Origin of the sequence: Porphyromonas canoris (assembly GCF_000769115.1) — a bacterium.
Taxonomy (GTDB): Bacteria; Bacteroidota; Bacteroidia; order Bacteroidales; family Porphyromonadaceae; genus Porphyromonas_A; species Porphyromonas_A canoris.
Genome location: NZ_JQZV01000013.1, coordinates 670,568 through 689,196, shown reverse-complemented (window position 1 = coordinate 689,196; position 18,629 = coordinate 670,568). Strand labels below are relative to the sequence as shown.

Below are 18,629 nucleotides of genomic sequence, written 5' to 3'. Positions count from 1 at the left end.
CATTGATTTTTCAGTCTAAAGTAAAATTTGTTTTGAATTCTTTTTCTATCAACTTATTTATATCCCTTGCAATCTTTTGGTCTGTGATTTGAGCGTAGATTTGCGTGCTGGAGATGGAGGCGTGTCCCATCATTTTGGCGATGCTCTCCATAGGGATACCTGCCTCCAAGGTCAATGTGCCGAAACTGTGTCTTGCGACGTGCCAAGTCAGCGGAGTGCGAATGCCACACGCCAAACCTATGGATTTGAGGTGGGCGATAAGTTGGTTTTTGCTCATCGTGTCGGGAAATACCTTGTGATTGCTGCTGTCGCCTTCTTTCAAGTAGAGCTCAAGTATCTGTTCCGCTATCGGATGCAGGGGTATCAGGCTCTCAACCTCTGTTTTCTGTCTCGCCTTGCGGACATATCGTTTTCCTTCGCTATTCGTTTCTATTTGTGAAACTCGCAGGCTCTGTAAGTCAGCAAATGCCAAACCCGTAAAAACGGCAAAAAGAAACATTCTTCGGCTTAGTTCTGCCCCTTCATCCTGCAATGGGAAAGCCAAGAGCTTCGCCACGTCGCCCTTGGAGAGGAAGCGAGGTTTGCGCTCCACTGTCTCATACTTCACACCCTCAAACGGATTGAAACGGACTGTCCCTTGGCTGACGGCTCGATACATCAATCGGCTCAACCAGCAGAGATGTTTGTTTATCGTTGCAGGAGCATAATTCTCTCTCTTCAGATAGAAGCGATAATCATCAAAGAATCCCGTCGTAACGGCCGTAAGAGGCAGATCTTCTTCGCTTCGACTTCGCACAAAGTTTCTCAACTGCCTATCCGAATAACCGTTCTGCCGATAGGTGCTTTCGCTCTTGTATTTTTCAACTTCCTCGCTTTGTCGTTGCACTTCAGCCCGACTCGTTGCCAAAAGTGTTGTCGGAGCTTTTCCCACACCCTGCAAATGATTTTTCAGCAGTTCCGCACTCACCGCCCCATACCGATAGAGCAAGTTGTTGTACCCCTGCTCGATTTCTTCCCGAAAGGTTTGCAGGCGTTGGTTCGTCTTCTTATCGGTTGTTTCTCCTCGTTTCACGCTCCACTCGTGGGGAGCAAGGCTTTCGCCCGTGCTCATTACCACGTTTGCTCCGTCGATGGTGATGCGACAAAGGATGCCTGTCGTACCGTCTGTTTTGACTTTACTCTTATTGATATAGAATAGGATTTTGAATGTACTGCGCATAATCTTTTCGTGTGCTGTATGAATGGTAATTACTTTGCCTCCAAAAGCTCCTAAGCTTTCAGGCAAAAGCTTTATTGCTTTCTCGGAAAAGCTTAGGTGCTTTTCGGTGCATATTCTTGAATGTCACAAAGAGAGTCGTAAATCTTCGGTGAAAGAGAGAAATCGCTCGAACTCATCGAAGAGCTTCTTCGGGGTAACGTGGGCATATCGTTCCGTGGTTTTGATGCTTCCATGCCCCAACATTCGGCTCACGGTTTCGATGGGGACACCTCGTTCCAACGTTATGAGCGTGGCAAAAGTGTGGCGACCGACATGTGCCGAAAGTGGAACAGCGATGCCTGCCCGAAGCTGCAAAGCCTTGAGTTGAGCAAGGTAAGCCGAATAGGCAATGGGGGCAAAGAGCGTGATTCGTTCCTCTGATTGATACCGCTCTATCAAACGCACCGCTTCGGGCAGAAGCTTAACACGGCAAAGCGCATCGGTCTTTTGTCTGCGGAACTTCAGCCACCATGCCCCTTCATCATCCGTAAAAAGATGCTCCCTACCAAGGGTAACCATATCGCAATAGGCAACACCCGTGAAACAAGAGAAAAGAAACAGATCGCGTGCCATCTCCAGTGCCGATTCGTGGGCGTCGAAAGTCAAAGCCCGCAAATTCTCCAACGATACCTTGTCCAATGCACGAGGTCCTCTGTTCTCGCCTCGCTCTATTTCGACCGTATCGAACAACAAGCGGTCGATAAGTCCCTCTTGATATGCCAAGCGGAGAATCTTCTTGGAATACAAGGCGATTCGTCTGTAACTGCCTTGCGACAGCCCCGACACGCCCTTGACATAATGCTCGAACTGCGAGAGGAAATCATCCCCGACCTGCCCGAAAGCGATGTCCGAAGAGTGGAACTGATGGAGGATGAAACGTTGCAAATGCTTTCGAGTCGAGCGATAGGCATACAGCGAAGAGGCTTTGATTTCCACCCCGACCAGTTTCTCCATCTCTTCAAACATACGGTCGTACCGCTCCAAGAAAGTCGTCTGACTCTGCATAATCCCCTGAAACAACTCCTTGATGTCCGTTGCCGTAAATGCCGCACCTCGTTCGCAAAGTCTCCGATAAGCCGAATGCACCGAGAGGAGCAAACGATCCAACTTGCCATTCGTAACCACTGCCTCATGACTCTTGCCGTTCAATCTGCTCTCACGAGCGTTCCACAAATCGGGGTCGCATGAAAGTTTGCAACTGAACTGCGCCATGGTTCGCCCGTACGTTATCCGCCCCATGATTGGAGCTTGCCCCGACTTGTCCAATCCGCTCTTTTTCAGGTAGAGCAACACCTTGAATTTGTCTCTATTCATACGCTTCTGTTTTTATGGGCAAAGTTACCCGTTACCGAAGCGTTCTCTGTTACGCAAAACTTTGTGGCATAGAGCATCAGCACCGCAGAAGAGGAAAAATTCATGACCGACGAAACCCTCTTCGGTTACCTCCTTTTGCCCCACCGTTACCATTCAACGAATCGACTAATGATTTGGTAACGGAACTTCTGCATAAATCCACACCTTCTGCTCTTTACACTCCAATGCAAACCACCGCAACACTCCGCAAATCCCTCTCACTCTCATCCACTTACCCTCCATCTGCTCCTCAGTACCCTTTCTTCTAATAGTTCCTTACCTACGAAAATATTTTTCCTTACCTACGAAAATATTTTTCCTTACCTACGAAAATATTTTTCCTTACCTACGAAAATATTTTTCCTTACCTACGAAAATATTTTTCCTTACCTACGAAAATATTTTTTCTTACCTACGAAAATATTTTTTCTTACCTACGAAAAATTTTTTTCGTGCGCACAGAATTTTTTTTTCGTGCGCACAGAATTTTTTTTTCGTGCGCACAGAAATTTTTTTTCGTGCGCACAGAAATTTTTTTTCGTGCGCACGGGAAATTTTTTCCTATACTACACTCTGTAGTTTCGGATCGTACAAAATACAACAAGCCCAGTATCGAAACCTCCGAAAAGGAGCGATACCGGGCTTGTTTATGAGATGGGGCGTTATCAGCTGAGTCCTTCGATCTGTCCTTTGACGATGTCTATCTGATTGGCCGACGGAGCCTTGGGAAGTCCCGGCATACGCATCACATCACCCATGAGCACGACGATCATCTCTGCTCCCGCGTTGAGCACTACGTCCGTTACCTTGAGGTCGAATCCGGACGGTGCGCCGTAGAGCTTGGCGTTGTCGGTGAACGAGTACTGTGTCTTGGCGATGCAGACCGGGAAATGAGCGTACCCAAGCTCCTCTATGCGCTTGATCATCTTGGTGGCTCTGCCGGAGAACTCTACCATGTTGGCTCTGTAAATCTCGTGGCTGATCTTTTCGACTTTTGTGCGAATGGAGTCTTCCAAATCGTACACATACTTCAAAGGCTTGGACGGAGTCTCCTCCACCATTCTCACAACCTCTTTGGCAAGTGCCACGGCTCCCTCTCCACCTTTGGCAAATGCCTCGTTGATGGCAAAAGAGACACCTTTCTTCTCGCAATAGTCCGCAACGGCTTGGATCTCGTCATCGGTATCCGTCGGGAACCTGTTGATGCAGACACAAACGCTTTGACCAAACTTCAAAAGGTTCTCGACGTGGCGGTCCAGGTTGCAGAATCCTTCCTGAAGAGCGGAGACGTTCTCGGTCTTGAGGTCTGTTTGCGGCACTCCGGCGTGGAGCTTGATGGCCTGAACAGTGGCAACAAGAACGGTCAACGCCGGTTCAAGCTCTCCCACACGACACTTGATGTCGAAAAACTTTTCACCACCGAGATCCGCTCCGAACCCCGCCTCCGTAACAACATAATCACCATACTGAAGAGCCGTCTTTGTAGCCACAAGAGAGTTGCAGCCATGAGCAATGTTCGCAAAAGGTCCGCCGTGAATGAGGGCAGGGGTCTGCTCGATGGTCTGAACAATGTTCGGGTTAAAAGCATCCTTCAACAGCACCGTTATCGCTCCTGCAATGCCCAGATCCTTTACGGTGAAGGGTGTGCCGTCGTTCAAGTAACCGAGCACGATGTTCTCTATCCTTCTGCGAAGATCTCTGAGGTCTTTCGCCAAGCAGAGAATAGCCATCACCTCAGAAGCGGGAGTGATGTCGAACCCTGTCTCGGCAGGTATCCCGTTGTTGATGCCGCCAAGCCCGGTTACCACCGTTCTCAAGCTGCGGTCGTTCACGTCCAAAACCCTCTTCCAAACCACCTGCTTGAGAGCCTTTTCTGTATTTCTGTTCTGATAGATATAGTTGTCCAAAAGAGCAGAAATCATATTGTTGGCCGAAGTGATCGCATGAAAGTCTCCGGTGAAATGGAGGTTTATCTTTTCCATCGGGAGCACTTGCGCGTACCCACCACCGGCAGCACCACCTTTCATACCGAAACATGGTCCCAACGAAGGCTCGCGAAGTGCAACGAATGCGTTCTTGCCTATCTTATTAAGCCCTTGAGCCAAGCCGATGGATACCGTTGTCTTACCGATACCGGTCTTTGTCGGAGTGATCGCAGAGACAAGGATGAGTTTTCCTTTAGGCTTATCATCGACACTCTTATCCAGAGCGTCCAGATTGATCTTACCCATGTTCCTGCCATAAGATTCTACGGCATACTCCGAGAATCCTGCCCTTTTCGCAACCTCGATTATGGGTGAAAGGGTTGCCTCGCGAGCTATTTGAATGTCTGTTTTCATTTAGTGCTAATATTAAAATTTGAATAAGTAGTATAGTTTCAGCGAATAAGTCTGTTCGGAAGACTTCCCGAAGTAATCCTTCCTTTTATTTCCATATATCTCTCCAAGAGCATAAACGTAGGTCGCTCTAAGACCAAGCACCCACTTTTTGGACTGATACTCCAACCCGGGACCTCCCCCTATTCCCCATGCAAACTTGTTCTCCACCGGCATGCTGTGCTGCCGGGTTACAACAGAGTAAGATCCTCCCTCCTTGTAGGTAGACTCACTGCTTTCGGAGAGCAGCCACCCGAAATTGGGTCCGACATCCAGAGTCAGCTTTACCGGGCTGTTAAAGGCATCTATAATAAGATGTGTCATAAAGGGGATATTGATCCAGCGGAGAGTACGGGAGTATTTAAGATTAGGATAATCATCGTTCTGCTCTGTCCATCCTCTGTCCGAGTAAGAAGCCTCAAGCCATATACCTGCTTCGATAGATGTCCATGGAAGTTGCCCCATATCTGCTCGCAATACAATTCCGGCGTCGTAGCCGAAACGTATCTTCTGCTTAACATCGGGCTGAAAGATCATATACTGCCCATTGGCACCGGCAATCACCCCTGCCATGAACTGCGTCTTGCCACGGCTGTATCCGAGCATCTGCTTAATTTCAGTTACGCTCTGTCCTCTGACCGGAAGCATCCAAAGAGAACAGAGTGAGAGGAATAGAAAAAATCTCTTCAGCATATCTTTTACTCTACGGAGAGCTGTCCCTCCCTGTATGTTACGAATAAGACTCCATTGTTAATATGTGCCACACTCTCTTCAGAAGTAGAAAAGCCCAAGTTGCTCTGCACTCCGCGAAGCTGCGGATAAGTAATATATCCGGAATGATCTGTCTCTCCGTCACTCTTTCCATAGGCCATAAAGTAACGGGTAATATCATATCCCAAAAGTCCGTATCTCGGATAGACATTCGCCATATTGCGTCCGAACCATGTAAAGTATTCGCGAGAAAGGTGTCTGTATTCGGGGGAGTTCTGATCTACATAAAACATTGAGTAGTAAGAGACAGGCACTCTACGGAACAGCGGCTTCAGCGATGTCTCATACATTTGCCAGTCTGGATAGCCGAATACTTCGATAGAAATCTCTTCATTCTGAACCTTGGCAACAGTTTCCAACAGCTCTTGGAGCACCACCTTGGTAGCGGCAGTAGGTACCACAACTATCTTTCCTCCTTTAGAGAGGGCTATCTCCGTAAGCTTTTCAGTAGATAAAGTCTCTTCCGTGTTCAGATAAAAGTGTCGAACCTGCTTGCGAGTCATCTCTCCGGTCAAAACATTCAGAAAAGCATCTTTTCTCTCATCGCTTCTGCTCTTGCTGCTGTTGAAGATCAAAACGGGAAGATTGCCGTACTTCTCTACAAACTTTTCCGCAACCAGCCTATGCGTGCTCTCGTGAGGAGGGTTTATTTGAAATAATGAACGATTTTCTTTCGCGCCACTCTCTACCTTTGATGCAAAAGGCAGCACATACTTTGCTCCCTTCTCTTTTGAGAATGCAGACAGTTGGGCGATAGAAGCATCCGAAACCCCGCCAATAACGACATCCACTCGTTTGGTCTCGCGAAGAGCTGTGAGGGAACTTTCCATTTCGCTGTCCGAACAGTCCACCACATGAAGCTCCACGTTTCTGCCTCTATCCTTTTCATGCTTCAGAGCCAAAAGCAGTCCTTCATAAAACTCCACATAACGGCGAGAAGCATCCTCTTTGAAAGGGAGAGCCAAAACCATACTCGTTACTCCGAAAAGAGTGGGAACAGCAGGAGATATTGTTCTTACCTCTCCGGAAGTCGGATAAGATGGCAGATGAGGCATACTATCATCGGGAATCAAGATCACCTGACCGGCAATAAGTCCTTTCTTCAAAGCAGGATTGTATCTGTATAGTTCATCTTCCGTCCATCCCGTGATAGAGAGAAGATTATATATTGTCTGCCCCGATTGGACGGTATAATTCTTCAACTTCTTTGTCTGTACAGGAATTGCCGGAGAGTTATCCGTATCCGAAAAGTTCCGAGAGACGGGAGGAATTTTGAGTACCATGCCTACGTAGATGCTTGCATCATCTTTCAGGTTCGGATTGGCTCGCATTAGATCCTCCATCGTAACGCCATAGCTCTTGGCAATGAGTAGGAGGGTCTCACCTTTCTCCACGCTGTGATAGGTGTCTTTTCTTACCGGAGCAACCTTCTTGCCACTCTGAGCCTCCGGTATCAAGAGGGTCTGTCCGGTTACGATCTTCTCTCTTGCTCCCGGATTGAGAGCATAGAGCTGCTCGGTGGAGATGTTGTACTGCTTTGCTATCCTGTAAGCATTTTCCCCGGCCTGCACTATATGTTTACGCGTCTGCTGAGCATAGAGACCGCATACAGATACTACTGCCAATGTAAGAACAAATAAAAGTCGTTTCATATTTTCACTTTATCCGTTTAGTCTTAGACGATAAAGAGCCGAATACTCCTGTAAACTGCTTTCCATAGTCTTAGGGTACAAAGATATAAACTTCGTACACACTATGGTATCAACGAGGAAGAAATAATTGTTATATTTGCTCACATAAACCATCTAAGCTTCTATCATTATTATGTATTACATCGTCGTCAATGAAAAGAAAGTAGGTCCGGTATCTCTGGAAGGGCTCAAAGATTTTTACTTGAGAAATGACACATTGGTCTGGAAAGAAGGACTCGAAAAATGGACCACGGCAGAGACTCTGCCGGAGCTGGCTCCCTATATCTCCTCATACGGAAAGCCTGCTGCGATGAGAGCAACAGCCACTCCCTCCGAACCAAAACCTTTTTCTGCCATGGGAGTGGAAAAAACTCCGGAAATGCCTTCTTCCAAAGAGAACAACGCTCCTAAGACGGGTACCGACACCAATCCGCTGTTCAACATAATGCCTCGAACATGGTTGTTGGAGAGCTTCATCATAACATTTTTCTGCTGTAATATCTTAGGAATAATAGCTCTCACCAAGGCATTGAGAGTCGAAAGCAATTTCCTTGCAGGCAGACAAGCAGAGGCCTTGAGATACTCAAAAGAGGCAAAGAAATGGATACTTGTGGCTCTGTTTACAGGTATAGGACTTTACGCAATCTTTATCCTGCTCTACTTCCTTATATTTGCAGCCATCATCGCAGAAGGAGCCTTTGGAGGAATCAATATTTGATAGAGAGAGCGACAGATGAATAGGAAAAAGATATTCTTGTACCTCTCTCTCATTATCATCAGTATTGTCCTCGTGGGAGTTTATCTCTTCATAGATCCCGAAAGCTCAAGGTTCTTTCCCAAATGCCCTTTTCTTTGGGCATCGGGGTATTCTTGTCCCGGATGCGGTAGTCAAAGAGTGGTGCATGATCTGCTTAACGGAGATATAGTAGGAGCTTTCCGGCACAATGCACTCTTGACACTCTCCATTCCGTTGCTGTTGCTACTGCTTATTGCAGAGATACAACACAAAAGATGGCCCAAGCTCTATGGTATGTTGAATAGCAGTAAGTTCATCTTTGCTCTCATTCTCATAGTGATCCTTTGGTGGATAGGACGAAATATTTTTAATATCTGACAACGACATCTATATGAAGCTTCTTAGGAAGCGACACATTTACAAAAAAGGGGGGAGAGAACTATCAGATTCTCTCCCCCTTTTTCCGTCCATTGGGGAGTGCACTTTTATATAAAAACAGAAGCACCAACCCTCTGCTTTTTTCATTGCCGACAAAAATCTTCTTTTCATCTAGGAGGTCCGATAGAGCGATAAACAACTATCTGTCAAAACAATATAAAAATCTCGAATTTGCGAACTTTTTTCCTCTTGGTCGGATTTAGGGGCTATTTTCGCGTTAATTGAAGTGAATTTTAACACCTCTATCTGCAAAGAAATCCTAATGCAATTTTGAGCCAAAAAGTAGCAGAAAAGAGGAAGAAATAACTAAAACACTAATAACCATACAAGTAAGCAAAAATTCTAAACACGTTAATTGAATCTGGTAAACGTATTAAATGAAATCAGTAAACGTGTTCATTGAAAAATTAAACACGTTAAGCCGACAAAATATGCTCGTTTAGCGTTTTGGCTTAACGGGTTTCGGAAATTGTGTTAATAAAAAAGCCCCGATTTAACAATTCGGTCGTGCTCTGAAAACGCCCCCTTCAACCAAAATAGAGAGACCGAAAAAAGTGAGCATTTTTCGGGATGGAATATATAAAAATCGAGTCAGGAAAATCCCTCTAAATTCTCTTCCAAAGATCTTATAAGACTATTTTATTTTTCTCTCTCTTTTTCAAAAAACGCACTGACGGGATCTAAATCTCTCTATCCTTTTTTGGTCTTAAATCCGAATGCGGGAAAAACTCAATATTTACCTCTAAACACTGTTTCTCGTGTACCATCGTAACAATATTTAGAGTACCTTTGCGAGTAGTGAGGATCTCTTCAGATGACGACACAATGCGTCTTAGTCCACAGACCCCAAAGAAGTAAAGACAGAGAGTAAGCGGCTGTATCTTTAGCTTACATCAACATTACATGAAAAATATAACGACAATGGCAACCGGAAACCTTAAAAAGAAGTGGGTCTTAATCCTACTCTTTTCCGCGATATGTCTTGCTAAGACATCGGCACAGGAGACAAAATCCGCCTCCGATACAGAAAATGCCACAAGCCCTAAAGTGGCTCTGACGTTGGAGAAGGCTCTTGAGATAGCGTTCGATAAAGGACCTATGGTAAAGATCTCCGAAATGGACATACTCAAGAGCAAGTATGACAGCAAATCCGTTTGGGCAACACTCCTTCCCAGAATAGATGCCTCCGGAGACTATGGCTATACCATCAAGAAGCAGGTGATGTATTTGGGAGGGAAGGGCAGTATGCCTTCTTTTCCCGGCATGCCGGATCTTTCCAAAGGGATAGAAGTGGGAAGGACACACAACATCAACGGCGGTGTTACGATAGGTATGCCTCTGATAGCGCCTCAACTCTGGAACAGCCTGAAGCTGAACAAGCAAATGGTGGAAAGCGCACTGCTGGAGTCCGAGCTATCGAAAGTATCTCTTACCAACAATGTAACGAAGGCTTTTTACGCTCTCATGCTTGCAGAAGAGAGTTTTAAGGTGATGGAACTGAGTTGGAACTACGCAAAGTCCACCTACGAAGACGCTTCAAAAAAGTATGAAGCCGGCATCATCCCGCTCTACGATAAGATACGAGCGGAGGTTCAGATGGGAAACATCGAGCCAAATCTCGTTAAATCCAGAAACGCTGTATCCTCTGCAAGGTATATGCTCAACATCCTCATGGGTGTGGATATAGAGACTCCCACAACCATCTCTCCGCTTGAAGAGGGATTTTTGGAACGTGAAATGGCAATGGAAGCAGAGGAGATGAAGAAAGGTGTACTCTCCATGATCTCCAACAATATAGATCTTAAGAAAACAGACCAACAGATAAAGATGCTAAAAACACAGGAAAGCCTGGTAAAGTCTGCATATCTACCCTCTCTTTCTCTTGGGGGATATTACAGGGTAAGTGCTATGGACGATACCTTTGTTCTCAAAGATTACCAATGGACTCCATCTTCTGCCGTTTCGCTTTCTCTTAAAATACCGATCTTCAGCGGTGGAGAGCGGTTGATGAAACTCAAAAAAGCAAAACTGACAACGGATCAGGCGATGCTTAGAAGAGAGCTTCAGAAAAACAATCTGCTTTCTGAAGCGATCACCCTAAACCAAAAGCTCGAAGGTGTATTCTCCAATATGCAGAGTGCTCGCAATACTGTAACGATGGCAGAAAAGGGGTATCAGATAGCCAAAAAGAGATACGAGACCGGAGCATCCACTTTGGTAGAGCTGAACGATGCCGAACTTGCTCTGCTGCAAGCTCGTCTGAACTATCAGCAGATCATATACGAATTCTTCTCCCTAAGTGCAGACAAAAAGAAGATGAACGGATACTACTTCCAAACAAGAGATATTGAACAGTAATAATTTAAGCAACGATATACGATAATCGCTATGAAAAAGACAGTTATGTACGGGCTTATGCTCTTTAACATACTATTCCTTGCCTCTTGTGAAGGTAAGAAAGCAGAAGACTCGAACCAGGATCAAAATGGCATAAAAAAGGTAACAGTCGGAGAGGTAGTACCTGATACGGTTCGCGTTACAGAGGCATTCACCGCCAATCTTGAAGCGTATGTTACCAATAAGATAGCTCCTCAAATTCCGAACAGAATATCCAAAATCCTTGTGGAAGTGGGACAAAATGTGTCTCAAGGACAGCTATTGGTAACTCTTGATGAGGCTAACATGACCCAACAGAGGCTTCAACTCGAAAACATGGAGGCAGACTTCAAGCGTATAGATGAGCTTTATGCTGTCGGAGGTATCTCCAAAGCGCAGTGGGAAGCCAAGAAAACAGCTCTCTCCGTTACACGTACGGCATTCAAAAATCTCTCTCAAAATACAATGCTTACAAGTCCCGTTGCCGGTGTTGTTACACAAAGGAACTATGACAATGGAGACATGTTTGCACAGATACCTATTTTGGTCATCGAACAGATCTCTCCGCTCAAGATGCGAATCAATGTGAGCGAGAAACATTTCTCGAAAATACGAAAAGGCATCAAGGTCTCTTTGGAAACAGATGTCTATCCGGAAGAAGAGTTTGGAGGGGTCGTTGCTCTTACATATCCTACGATAGACCCGAAGAGTAGAACATTCGAGACAGAAATCGAAATCAAAAATGCCAACCGGAAACTTCGTCCGGGGATGTACGCCAAAGCGACATTGGACTTCGGTACCAAGCCTGTGCTTTTAGTTTCGGACAAGGCGGTAAATACGCTTGCCGGTACCAACAAAAAGTATGTGTTTATTATAGAAAACGGCACAGCTATTCAGAGAAATCTCCGGCTGGGAAATCTGTATGGCAACCAATATGAAGTGTTGGAAGGCTTACAGAATGGAGACAAAGTAGTAACAGCAGGTGCTACTAATCTTAAAGATGGTGATAAAGTAGAGTATTAACTCCTCCCCTAAAAATATAGTCTTATGAGTTTATACAGTAGTGCGGTAAAGAGACCTGTTACTACGGCTCTCGTCTTCGTAGCAATAGCTATACTGGGTCTCTTTTCTCTTACAAATCTCTCCATAGACCTCTATCCCAAGATAGAGATCAAGAATGTGATGGTAGTAGCATCCTATCCGGGTGCAGGAGGAGAAGATATAGAAAACAACGTAGCCCGACCTCTCGAAAACTCCCTTAATAGTATCTCGCAACTCAAACACATCAAGTCTTCTTCAAAAGACAATTTTGTGGTGATTACAATGGAGTTTGAAGAAGATGCCGATCTGGATGCTGCGTCCAATGATATACGGGATAAGCTCGATGCGGTAAAGGGCATTCTACCAAAAGAGGTATCCAGTCCGCTGATATTTAAGTTCAGTTCGGATGATATTCCCGTTATGCTCATCTCTGTACAGGCAAAACAGAGTGCTGTAGGTCTCAATAAGATCATAGAAGATAAGGTAACGAACAGACTTGCAAGAGTGAATGGCATAGGTTCTGTCAACTTTGCCGGGGCAAGTCCACGAGAAATACAGGTTTACTGCGACCCATACAAGCTGGAAGCCTATAATATCCCAATCTCGACAATAGCCCAAGCGATTGCCGCAGCGAACAAGAATGTTCCTATCGGAAGCATAGACATTGGTAGCAAAACCAACTCCATACGTGTACAGGGAGAGCTATCCTCTTCCGATGATCTCAGGAATATTGTCATTGGTAACTTCCAAGGGAAAAATGTATATCTCTATGATGTTGCCAGAGTCGATGATAGCATCAAAGAGAAGTATCAGCAATCCTATGCTAATGGAATAAGCGGAGGTATCGTGATGCTCTATAAACAGAGTGGCGCGAACTCGGTATCCGTATCCAACAAAATCAAAGAGGAGCTTCCCGATATACAAGCTTCTCTTCCGAGTGATGTGAATCTCCAGGTTGTAATGGATACTTCGACCAATATTACGAATACGATCAACAGTTTGATGGAGACTATCATCATCACGTTCCTTGTGGTTATATTGGTTGTACTATTCTTCCTTGGACGTTGGAGAGCCACGTTCATTATTATTCTTACTATTCCTATTTCTCTTGTTGCAAGCTTTATATATCTGTATGCGACGGGCAATACGCTGAATATTGTTTCGATGAGTGCCCTCTCCATAGCTATTGGTATGGTTGTGGACGATGCCATAGTGGTTTTGGAAAATATTACCACCCATATCGAAAAAGGAAGTTTTCCAAAACAGGCATCCATATTTGCGACAAATGAAGTAGCAATATCCGTTGTCGCTTCAACACTGACCATGTTGGCTGTATTCCTGCCCCTTACTCTTGTACAGGGTATGACGGGGATTATGTTTCGCCAGTTAGGATTTATTGTCAGTATCGTTCTTATCGTCTCCACAGTAGCGGCACTCACCCTGACACCCATGATGAGTTCAAACCTTCTACGACGTACTCCAAGAGACAGTAAGGCATATACCAAAATATTCAGTGCCATCAACAGATTCTTAGATAAGATTTCTGCCATATATGCAAAAACGATTGGATACACCGTTCGTCATCGTACACTGACCATTGTAGTATCTTCTCTCGTATTCCTTGGATCTGTCATGATGATTCCTTTACTAAAAACAGAGTTTTTCCCGGAAGCAGACCAAGGACTTGTTACAGCTACTATTCAGTTTGCTCCTGCTACAAATCCAGAGACAGTGAAAGAGTTTACATCAAAATATACAAGCTCTCTAAGGGAAAGATTTAAGGATGATATAAAAATCATCAACTACAATGTCGGTGCACCTGAAGACGATAATGCAAGATCCGCTATGTTCTCTGCCGGAGGAAGCGGAGCCAATTTATGGTTTACAATGACCCCGTATGAGAGCAGAAAGTTATCCAGTTTGGAACTTACGGAGATCATACGTAAAGAACTCTCTCAGTTCCCTGAGATTGTAGAGTCGCAGGTAACCAATGGTATGGGTAACAGCTTCGGAGGAAACGGTGTAGACCTTGAAGTATATGGTTATGACTTCTTGAACACATCTTATTTGGCTAAAACTTTTGCAGAAAAGATGAGAGCAACCGGTGTTGCAAGCCAGGTTACCATATCGAGAAAAGCAGATGTGCCGGAATACAGACTGATTTTCGATGATGAAAAGTTGGCGATGTACGGACTCACCAAAACTACTGCCGCCACTCAGGTTAGAAGTGCAGTGAATGGTATTGTTGCTTCGTACTTCAGGCAAGATGGCGATGAGTACGATATACGAGTGAGATACTCTCCCGAATTTAGAAAAGAGCTTAAATCCATCATGGAGATTATGATCATGACTCCAATGGGTACAGGTATCCGGGTACAAGATTTGGGACGAGTGGAAGAAGTGTCCATGCCGCCATCCATCGAGAGAAAAGACCGGGAGAGATACGTTAGTGTAAACTGCATGCCTGCAAAAGGATATGCATTGAGCGATCTTGTGGAAACATCGAACCGTATCATGAAAGAGATTGGAGATGTTGAAGGCACCTCATGGAAGCTGGCGGGAGCTTTTGAAAATCAGCAAAAGTCTTTCCAGGATCTCTTCTTACTCATGGTGCTCATCATTATTCTGGTTTACATTGTAATGGCTGCACAGTTTGAGAGTCTCATGGATCCGTTCGTCATTATGTTCTCTGTACCATTCGGGTTTACGGGAGTAATATTAGGTCTATATCTTACCAATACGCCTCTCGGAATCATGGCACTCATCGGAGCAATAATGCTCATCGGTATCGTTGTAAAGAATGGTATCGTTCTCATAGACTATACCCGTCTCTGCCGGGAAAGGGGTATGGGTCTCATCCGAAGCGTTATTACAGCCGGAGAGTCTCGTCTTCGTCCGGTACTTATGACTACGGCAACCACAGTGTTAGGTATGATTCCTTTGGCGATAGGTATAGGCGAAGGATCCGAAATGTGGCAGTCCATGGGTATGACAGTGGCTACCGGATTGGCTTTCTCTACTTTGGTTACACTTGTTCTTATTCCTACGATTTACACCATAGTGGGTGGCTATAAGATTAAACGCCAACGCAGAAAAGAGCTTAAGGGTAGAAAAGAATCTCGAATCATAAAAACAGGACAAGCATGAAAGCCGTATTCATATCTTTCAATCAAGCCTACTTTGAATTCATAAAGGATATTTTGGACAAGCTTCATCTGAAAGGATTTACCTATTGGGAGGAAGTCAGAGGAGAGGGATCCCGTACTGGAGAGCCTCATATGGGAACTCATGCGTGGCCGACTCTGAATGGAGCACTGCTTGTCATGGTTAGCGAAACCAAAGTATCTCCTCTGCTTGATGCTCTGCACGCATTAGACAAGAGAGCTGAACAGCAGGGACTGAGAGCTTTTGTGTGGAATATAGAACAGACCATCTAAGCAGATCGAATGGATAAATACATTTACAACATCACTTTCCACGTCAGTAAGGCTGTGAGCAAAGAGGTCTTGGAATACATCAAGACCTCTCTCATCCCCATCTGGAACGGCTACTCTCACTGGGATACCCCTCGTCTCATGAGGGTACACACACCACAAGAAGATGTAGAAGCCTTTGCCCTTCAATACGAAATAAAGAGTATAGACAGGCTGAGCGAGTTCAACGAACATACGGATAAAGCTCTGCTTCTCCTTTTGGATGCCTATCCTCAAAAAGTGATGCCTTTTTCTGTTTTGATGCAAGAGGAGGTCTGGGATGCCTGACACGAACAAAGAAAAGATCATCATAGGGATAGATCCCGGAACGGTTGTAATGGGCTACGGTATTCTTTCCGTAAAAAGGAGGAAAGCATCCGTTGTCGCACTTGGAGTACTGATGCTGAGCAAATACGAAAACCAGTATGTGCGTCTCCAAAAGATCTATGAAGGCGTCCTATCGCTCATAGATCGTTACCGCCCCGATGAGCTTTCCATTGAAGCGCCATTCTACGGACAGAATGTTCAGAGTATGTTAAAGCTGGGGAGAGCACAGGGTGTTGCCATTGCTGCATGTATGTCGAAGTCCATTCCGGTGCATGAATACGCTCCTTTACAGATAAAAAGAGCGATCACCGGGAATGGTTCTGCATCCAAAGAGCAGGTAGCAAAGCTCCTCCAGAGCATGCTAAACATTTCGGACGAACAGATGTTGCCCCAGCTCGATGCAACGGACGGACTGGCGGCTGCATACTGCCATTTTCTGAAACTCTCCAATCCACTCACGGTCACTAAAGGCAATTCCGACTGGAAAAGCTACATCAAAAACAATCCCGACAAAGTAAGAGGAGTATAAGAAACAGAAACAAATGACATCACAATACGACGTTATAATTATAGGCGCCGGCATCACAGGACTATCCGCAGGGAATAGTTTGGTGAATGCCGGCGTTTCCTTTGCCATACTGGAGAAGGAAGAACGAGTAGGGGGACAGATAGAAACCCTCTCCCAAAACGGATTCACCTTCGAGACAGGCCCTAATACAGGAGCAATAGCCACGCCCGAAGTGGCAGAGCTATTTGAAGATCTTATCGGAGAAGTAGATTTAGAGGTCGCCCATACCGGTGTTGCCAACAACCGTTGGATATGGAAAAAAGACAGGTTCCACCCCCTCCCCTCAGGACCTGTATCCGGTTTGCTCACTCCCCTCTTCTCGTTCAAAGATAAGCTTAGAATCTTGGGAGAACCTTTCCGACCCGCAGGAAACAATCCCGATGAAACGCTTGCCTCCTTGGCAGAAAGAAGACTGGGAAAATCGTTTGTACAGTATGCCGTAGAGCCATTTGTGGGCGGTGTATATGCCGGAGATGCCAACACCCTCATCGTGAGGCACGCATTTCCCAAGCTGTATCGGCTCGATGCCGAGCATGGAGGGTTCATCCGAGGCTCTATCAAGAAGATGCGAACGCCCAAAAGCGAAAGAGAGAAGAAAGCCACAAGGGCAGTATTTTCTGCCTTAGGCGGATTTCAGAACCTCATATCCGCACTGGAGAGCAAACTCAACAGAAACGGAGAGATACAGACGGGAGTGGACATTCTGAATATAGCATTCGACAACACGCAAAAGATATGGAAAGTGGAGATTCGGGAGAGAGCATCGGGCATGGAGAAAACGCTCCGGTCAAAATCCATCCTCTCCACCGTACCGGCATATACCCTCCCCTCTCTCATGCCTTGGCTTTCGGATCCTCTCAAGAATGCCTTGCAAAATCTGGTCTATGCTCCTGTGATAGAGGTCTCTATCGGGTTCGACCGTTTTCCCGGACATATCAACACAAAAGCATTTGGCGGACTCATCCCTCCCGTTGAAAACAGAAAGATTTTGGGCATACTCTTTCCCTCATCCACCTTTACAGGACGCACACCGCATCCGGATAGTGCTCTTTTTACTATCTTTATGGGTGGAGTGCGCTTTGGAGAGCAGCTTCTGTCCCAGAGCAACGAGGAGATCACAGAGACTGCACTCGGTGAGCTTTACTGTATGCTTGGCATACCATCTTCGCTAAAGCCCTCTCTCCTCTACGTGTCGAAGCATCCCAAAGCCATTCCACAGTACACGCTCCACATGAATAACCTTCTCCCTTTGGTGAAGGAAGCAGAAGAAAACTTTCCGGGACTACTGTTGGCAGGAGGACTCCGAGATGGTATAGGTTTAGCAAACAGAATTACGCAAGGAAGAAGTATTGGAAACCGCTTAGGCGCGCAATACTCTAAAACAAAACAGACTCATGAGTAAAGATAGATCTAAAGTGGTGGCTATTGCCGATGTAGATACCGAACAGCAAGCCGTCTTGATGCAACAGCAGCTCGAAATGGCAGGTATCCGCTGTATGCTGAGCAACCTTCTGAGCACCACCATACTTGGCAAAAATCAAGGCAATGCCGTTATATCCGTCATGGTTCTGGAAGAAGATGTGGAGCAAGCAAGAGAAGTCCTCATAGAGAGTGGTTACGGGCACGAGCTCTATCCCGTCGGAGGGGTTACTCTTGAGCATCTCTCTCCCGAACAGAAGAGAAGCAGAGTAAAGAATGCCCTGTTTTACATCCTCATTGCTCTCATCGGGGTGGTGTTGTATTGGATCTATGTCCTTACAGAAAAGCCTTAAGCCGAACAGCCGCTTGCACCAAAGATGAGACCCAAACGGAAGAAACTCAAACCTCTACACATAGCCGTAGCCATTGCACTATGGGTTGCGATGGTAGGCTATATCCTTATGTATACGAAGAAGATAGATGGTCCTATCGTATTGACGATACTGATGAGCGGAGCATTTATCGGGGTGGCTATCTACAACAACTCGAAGAAAAAATCCCCCTAAAGAGACCGTTTTCCAACCGATAATATAAAGCTAAAAAAGGTCAATCACCTCTGTTCATATTCCGATATGGGCAGAGGTGATTTTCAATACAAAATCAGAGGATTTTTTCTATAAATGGAGCGGCTTCAGTCGGGATGTTTTATATAAAAACGGAGCTGTGAATTTTCCCCTTTCAGGTGGCTCTTGCGCTTCTCTATTTTTGATAACCGGATCAGTTCACCACCTTAATCACATAGT

The 18,629-nt window shown here is 45.5% G+C and carries 16 protein-coding genes; 11 read left to right on the top strand and 5 right to left on the bottom strand.

Annotated elements, in window-relative coordinates; genetic code table 11:
- Positions 1–10: 10 nt before the first annotated feature.
- The 5 genes from HQ43_RS07985 to HQ43_RS07965 all read right to left on the bottom strand — a co-directional run bounded on the left by HQ43_RS07985 (position 11) and on the right by HQ43_RS07965 (position 7,409).
- Complete coding sequence (locus tag HQ43_RS07985) at positions 11–1,219, bottom strand: site-specific integrase (RefSeq protein WP_036792821.1); 1,209 nt, start codon at positions 1,217–1,219, stop codon at positions 11–13.
- Positions 1,220–1,342: 123 nt separating this feature from the next.
- Positions 1,343–2,572: a site-specific integrase gene (locus HQ43_RS07980; RefSeq protein WP_036791950.1), complete on the bottom strand. Its 1,230-nt coding sequence runs from the start codon at positions 2,570–2,572 to the stop codon at positions 1,343–1,345.
- 704 nt (positions 2,573–3,276) lie between these two features.
- Positions 3,277–4,950 carry a formate--tetrahydrofolate ligase gene (locus HQ43_RS07975; protein WP_036791948.1) on the bottom strand — a complete coding sequence of 558 codons (1,674 nt, stop codon included), beginning with the start codon at positions 4,948–4,950 and terminating at the stop codon, positions 3,277–3,279.
- Positions 4,951–4,962: 12 nt separating this feature from the next.
- Positions 4,963–5,679, bottom strand: coding sequence for an outer membrane beta-barrel protein (locus HQ43_RS07970; RefSeq protein ID WP_081964573.1), 717 nt, complete (start codon positions 5,677–5,679; stop codon positions 4,963–4,965).
- Positions 5,680–5,684: 5 nt separating this feature from the next.
- Positions 5,685–7,409: a PBP1 and LysM peptidoglycan-binding domain-containing protein gene (locus HQ43_RS07965; protein WP_036791944.1), complete on the bottom strand. Its 1,725-nt coding sequence runs from the start codon at positions 7,407–7,409 to the stop codon at positions 5,685–5,687.
- Between the two features lie 172 nt (positions 7,410–7,581).
- Between HQ43_RS07965 and HQ43_RS09550 the strand changes: the two genes are divergently transcribed.
- The 11 genes from HQ43_RS09550 (at position 7,582) to HQ43_RS07910 (ending at position 18,392) form a co-directional block, all read left to right on the top strand.
- Complete coding sequence (locus tag HQ43_RS09550) at positions 7,582–8,166, top strand: CD225/dispanin family protein (protein WP_052103155.1); 585 nt, start codon at positions 7,582–7,584, stop codon at positions 8,164–8,166.
- 15 nt (positions 8,167–8,181) lie between these two features.
- Positions 8,182–8,562: a DUF2752 domain-containing protein gene (locus HQ43_RS07955; protein WP_036791941.1), complete on the top strand. Its 381-nt coding sequence runs from the start codon at positions 8,182–8,184 to the stop codon at positions 8,560–8,562.
- A gap of 981 nt (positions 8,563–9,543) precedes the next feature.
- Positions 9,544–10,980, top strand: a complete 1,437-nt coding sequence (locus HQ43_RS07950) for a TolC family protein (protein WP_161785898.1) — start codon at positions 9,544–9,546, stop codon at positions 10,978–10,980.
- A 30-nt stretch (positions 10,981–11,010) separates the two neighbouring features.
- Complete coding sequence (locus HQ43_RS07945) at positions 11,011–12,021, top strand: efflux RND transporter periplasmic adaptor subunit (protein ID WP_036791935.1); 1,011 nt, start codon at positions 11,011–11,013, stop codon at positions 12,019–12,021.
- 24 nt (positions 12,022–12,045) lie between these two features.
- On the top strand, positions 12,046–15,186 hold the full coding sequence (locus HQ43_RS07940; protein WP_036791932.1) for an efflux RND transporter permease subunit: 3,141 nt from the start codon (positions 12,046–12,048) through the stop codon (positions 15,184–15,186).
- The gene (locus HQ43_RS07935; RefSeq protein ID WP_036791929.1) at positions 15,183–15,476 is read left to right on the top strand and encodes a PG0541 family transporter-associated protein; all 294 of its coding nucleotides are present in this window, start codon (positions 15,183–15,185) and stop codon (positions 15,474–15,476) included. The genes HQ43_RS07940 and HQ43_RS07935 overlap by 4 nt, the downstream gene beginning before the upstream one ends.
- Positions 15,477–15,485: 9 nt before the next feature.
- Positions 15,486–15,800 (top strand): DUF4286 family protein, encoded by a 315-nt coding sequence (locus HQ43_RS07930; protein WP_036791926.1) that lies wholly within the window; start codon positions 15,486–15,488, stop codon positions 15,798–15,800.
- Complete coding sequence (gene ruvC / locus HQ43_RS07925) at positions 15,793–16,368, top strand: crossover junction endodeoxyribonuclease RuvC (RefSeq protein WP_036791923.1); 576 nt, start codon at positions 15,793–15,795, stop codon at positions 16,366–16,368. Before HQ43_RS07930 ends, ruvC begins: the two co-directional genes overlap by 8 nt.
- A gap of 13 nt (positions 16,369–16,381) precedes the next feature.
- Positions 16,382–17,809 carry a protoporphyrinogen oxidase gene (gene hemG, locus HQ43_RS07920; protein ID WP_036791920.1) on the top strand — a complete coding sequence of 476 codons (1,428 nt, stop codon included), beginning with the start codon at positions 16,382–16,384 and terminating at the stop codon, positions 17,807–17,809.
- The gene (locus HQ43_RS07915) at positions 17,802–18,179 is read left to right on the top strand and encodes a putative signal transducing protein (RefSeq protein WP_036791917.1); all 378 of its coding nucleotides are present in this window, start codon (positions 17,802–17,804) and stop codon (positions 18,177–18,179) included. Before hemG ends, HQ43_RS07915 begins: the two co-directional genes overlap by 8 nt.
- A gap of 24 nt (positions 18,180–18,203) precedes the next feature.
- A complete protein-coding gene (locus tag HQ43_RS07910) occupies positions 18,204–18,392 on the top strand; it encodes a hypothetical protein (RefSeq protein ID WP_036791914.1) in 189 nt (62 codons plus the stop codon).
- Positions 18,393–18,629: the final 237 nt, after the last annotated feature.

Excerpts from the sequence above, each read along its gene's own strand:
- HQ43_RS07985 (WP_036792821.1), bottom strand. The coding sequence starts at position 1,219 with ATGCGCAGTACATTCAAAATCCTATTCTATATCAATAAGAGTAAAGTC.
- HQ43_RS07980 (WP_036791950.1), bottom strand. The coding sequence starts at position 2,572 with ATGAATAGAGACAAATTCAAGGTGTTGCTCTACCTGAAAAAGAGCGGA.
- HQ43_RS07975 (WP_036791948.1), bottom strand. The coding sequence starts at position 4,950 with ATGAAAACAGACATTCAAATAGCTCGCGAGGCAACCCTTTCACCCATA.
- HQ43_RS07970 (WP_081964573.1), bottom strand. The coding sequence starts at position 5,679 with ATGCTGAAGAGATTTTTTCTATTCCTCTCACTCTGTTCTCTTTGGATG.
- HQ43_RS07965 (WP_036791944.1), bottom strand. The coding sequence starts at position 7,409 with ATGAAACGACTTTTATTTGTTCTTACATTGGCAGTAGTATCTGTATGC.
- HQ43_RS09550 (WP_052103155.1), top strand. The coding sequence starts at position 7,582 with ATGTATTACATCGTCGTCAATGAAAAGAAAGTAGGTCCGGTATCTCTG.
- HQ43_RS07955 (WP_036791941.1), top strand. The coding sequence starts at position 8,182 with ATGAATAGGAAAAAGATATTCTTGTACCTCTCTCTCATTATCATCAGT.
- HQ43_RS07950 (WP_161785898.1), top strand. The coding sequence starts at position 9,544 with ATGGCAACCGGAAACCTTAAAAAGAAGTGGGTCTTAATCCTACTCTTT.
- HQ43_RS07945 (WP_036791935.1), top strand. The coding sequence starts at position 11,011 with ATGAAAAAGACAGTTATGTACGGGCTTATGCTCTTTAACATACTATTC.
- HQ43_RS07940 (WP_036791932.1), top strand. The coding sequence starts at position 12,046 with ATGAGTTTATACAGTAGTGCGGTAAAGAGACCTGTTACTACGGCTCTC.
- HQ43_RS07935 (WP_036791929.1), top strand. The coding sequence starts at position 15,183 with ATGAAAGCCGTATTCATATCTTTCAATCAAGCCTACTTTGAATTCATA.
- HQ43_RS07930 (WP_036791926.1), top strand. The coding sequence starts at position 15,486 with ATGGATAAATACATTTACAACATCACTTTCCACGTCAGTAAGGCTGTG.
- ruvC (WP_036791923.1), top strand. The coding sequence starts at position 15,793 with ATGCCTGACACGAACAAAGAAAAGATCATCATAGGGATAGATCCCGGA.
- hemG (WP_036791920.1), top strand. The coding sequence starts at position 16,382 with ATGACATCACAATACGACGTTATAATTATAGGCGCCGGCATCACAGGA.
- HQ43_RS07915 (WP_036791917.1), top strand. The coding sequence starts at position 17,802 with ATGAGTAAAGATAGATCTAAAGTGGTGGCTATTGCCGATGTAGATACC.
- HQ43_RS07910 (WP_036791914.1), top strand. The coding sequence starts at position 18,204 with ATGAGACCCAAACGGAAGAAACTCAAACCTCTACACATAGCCGTAGCC.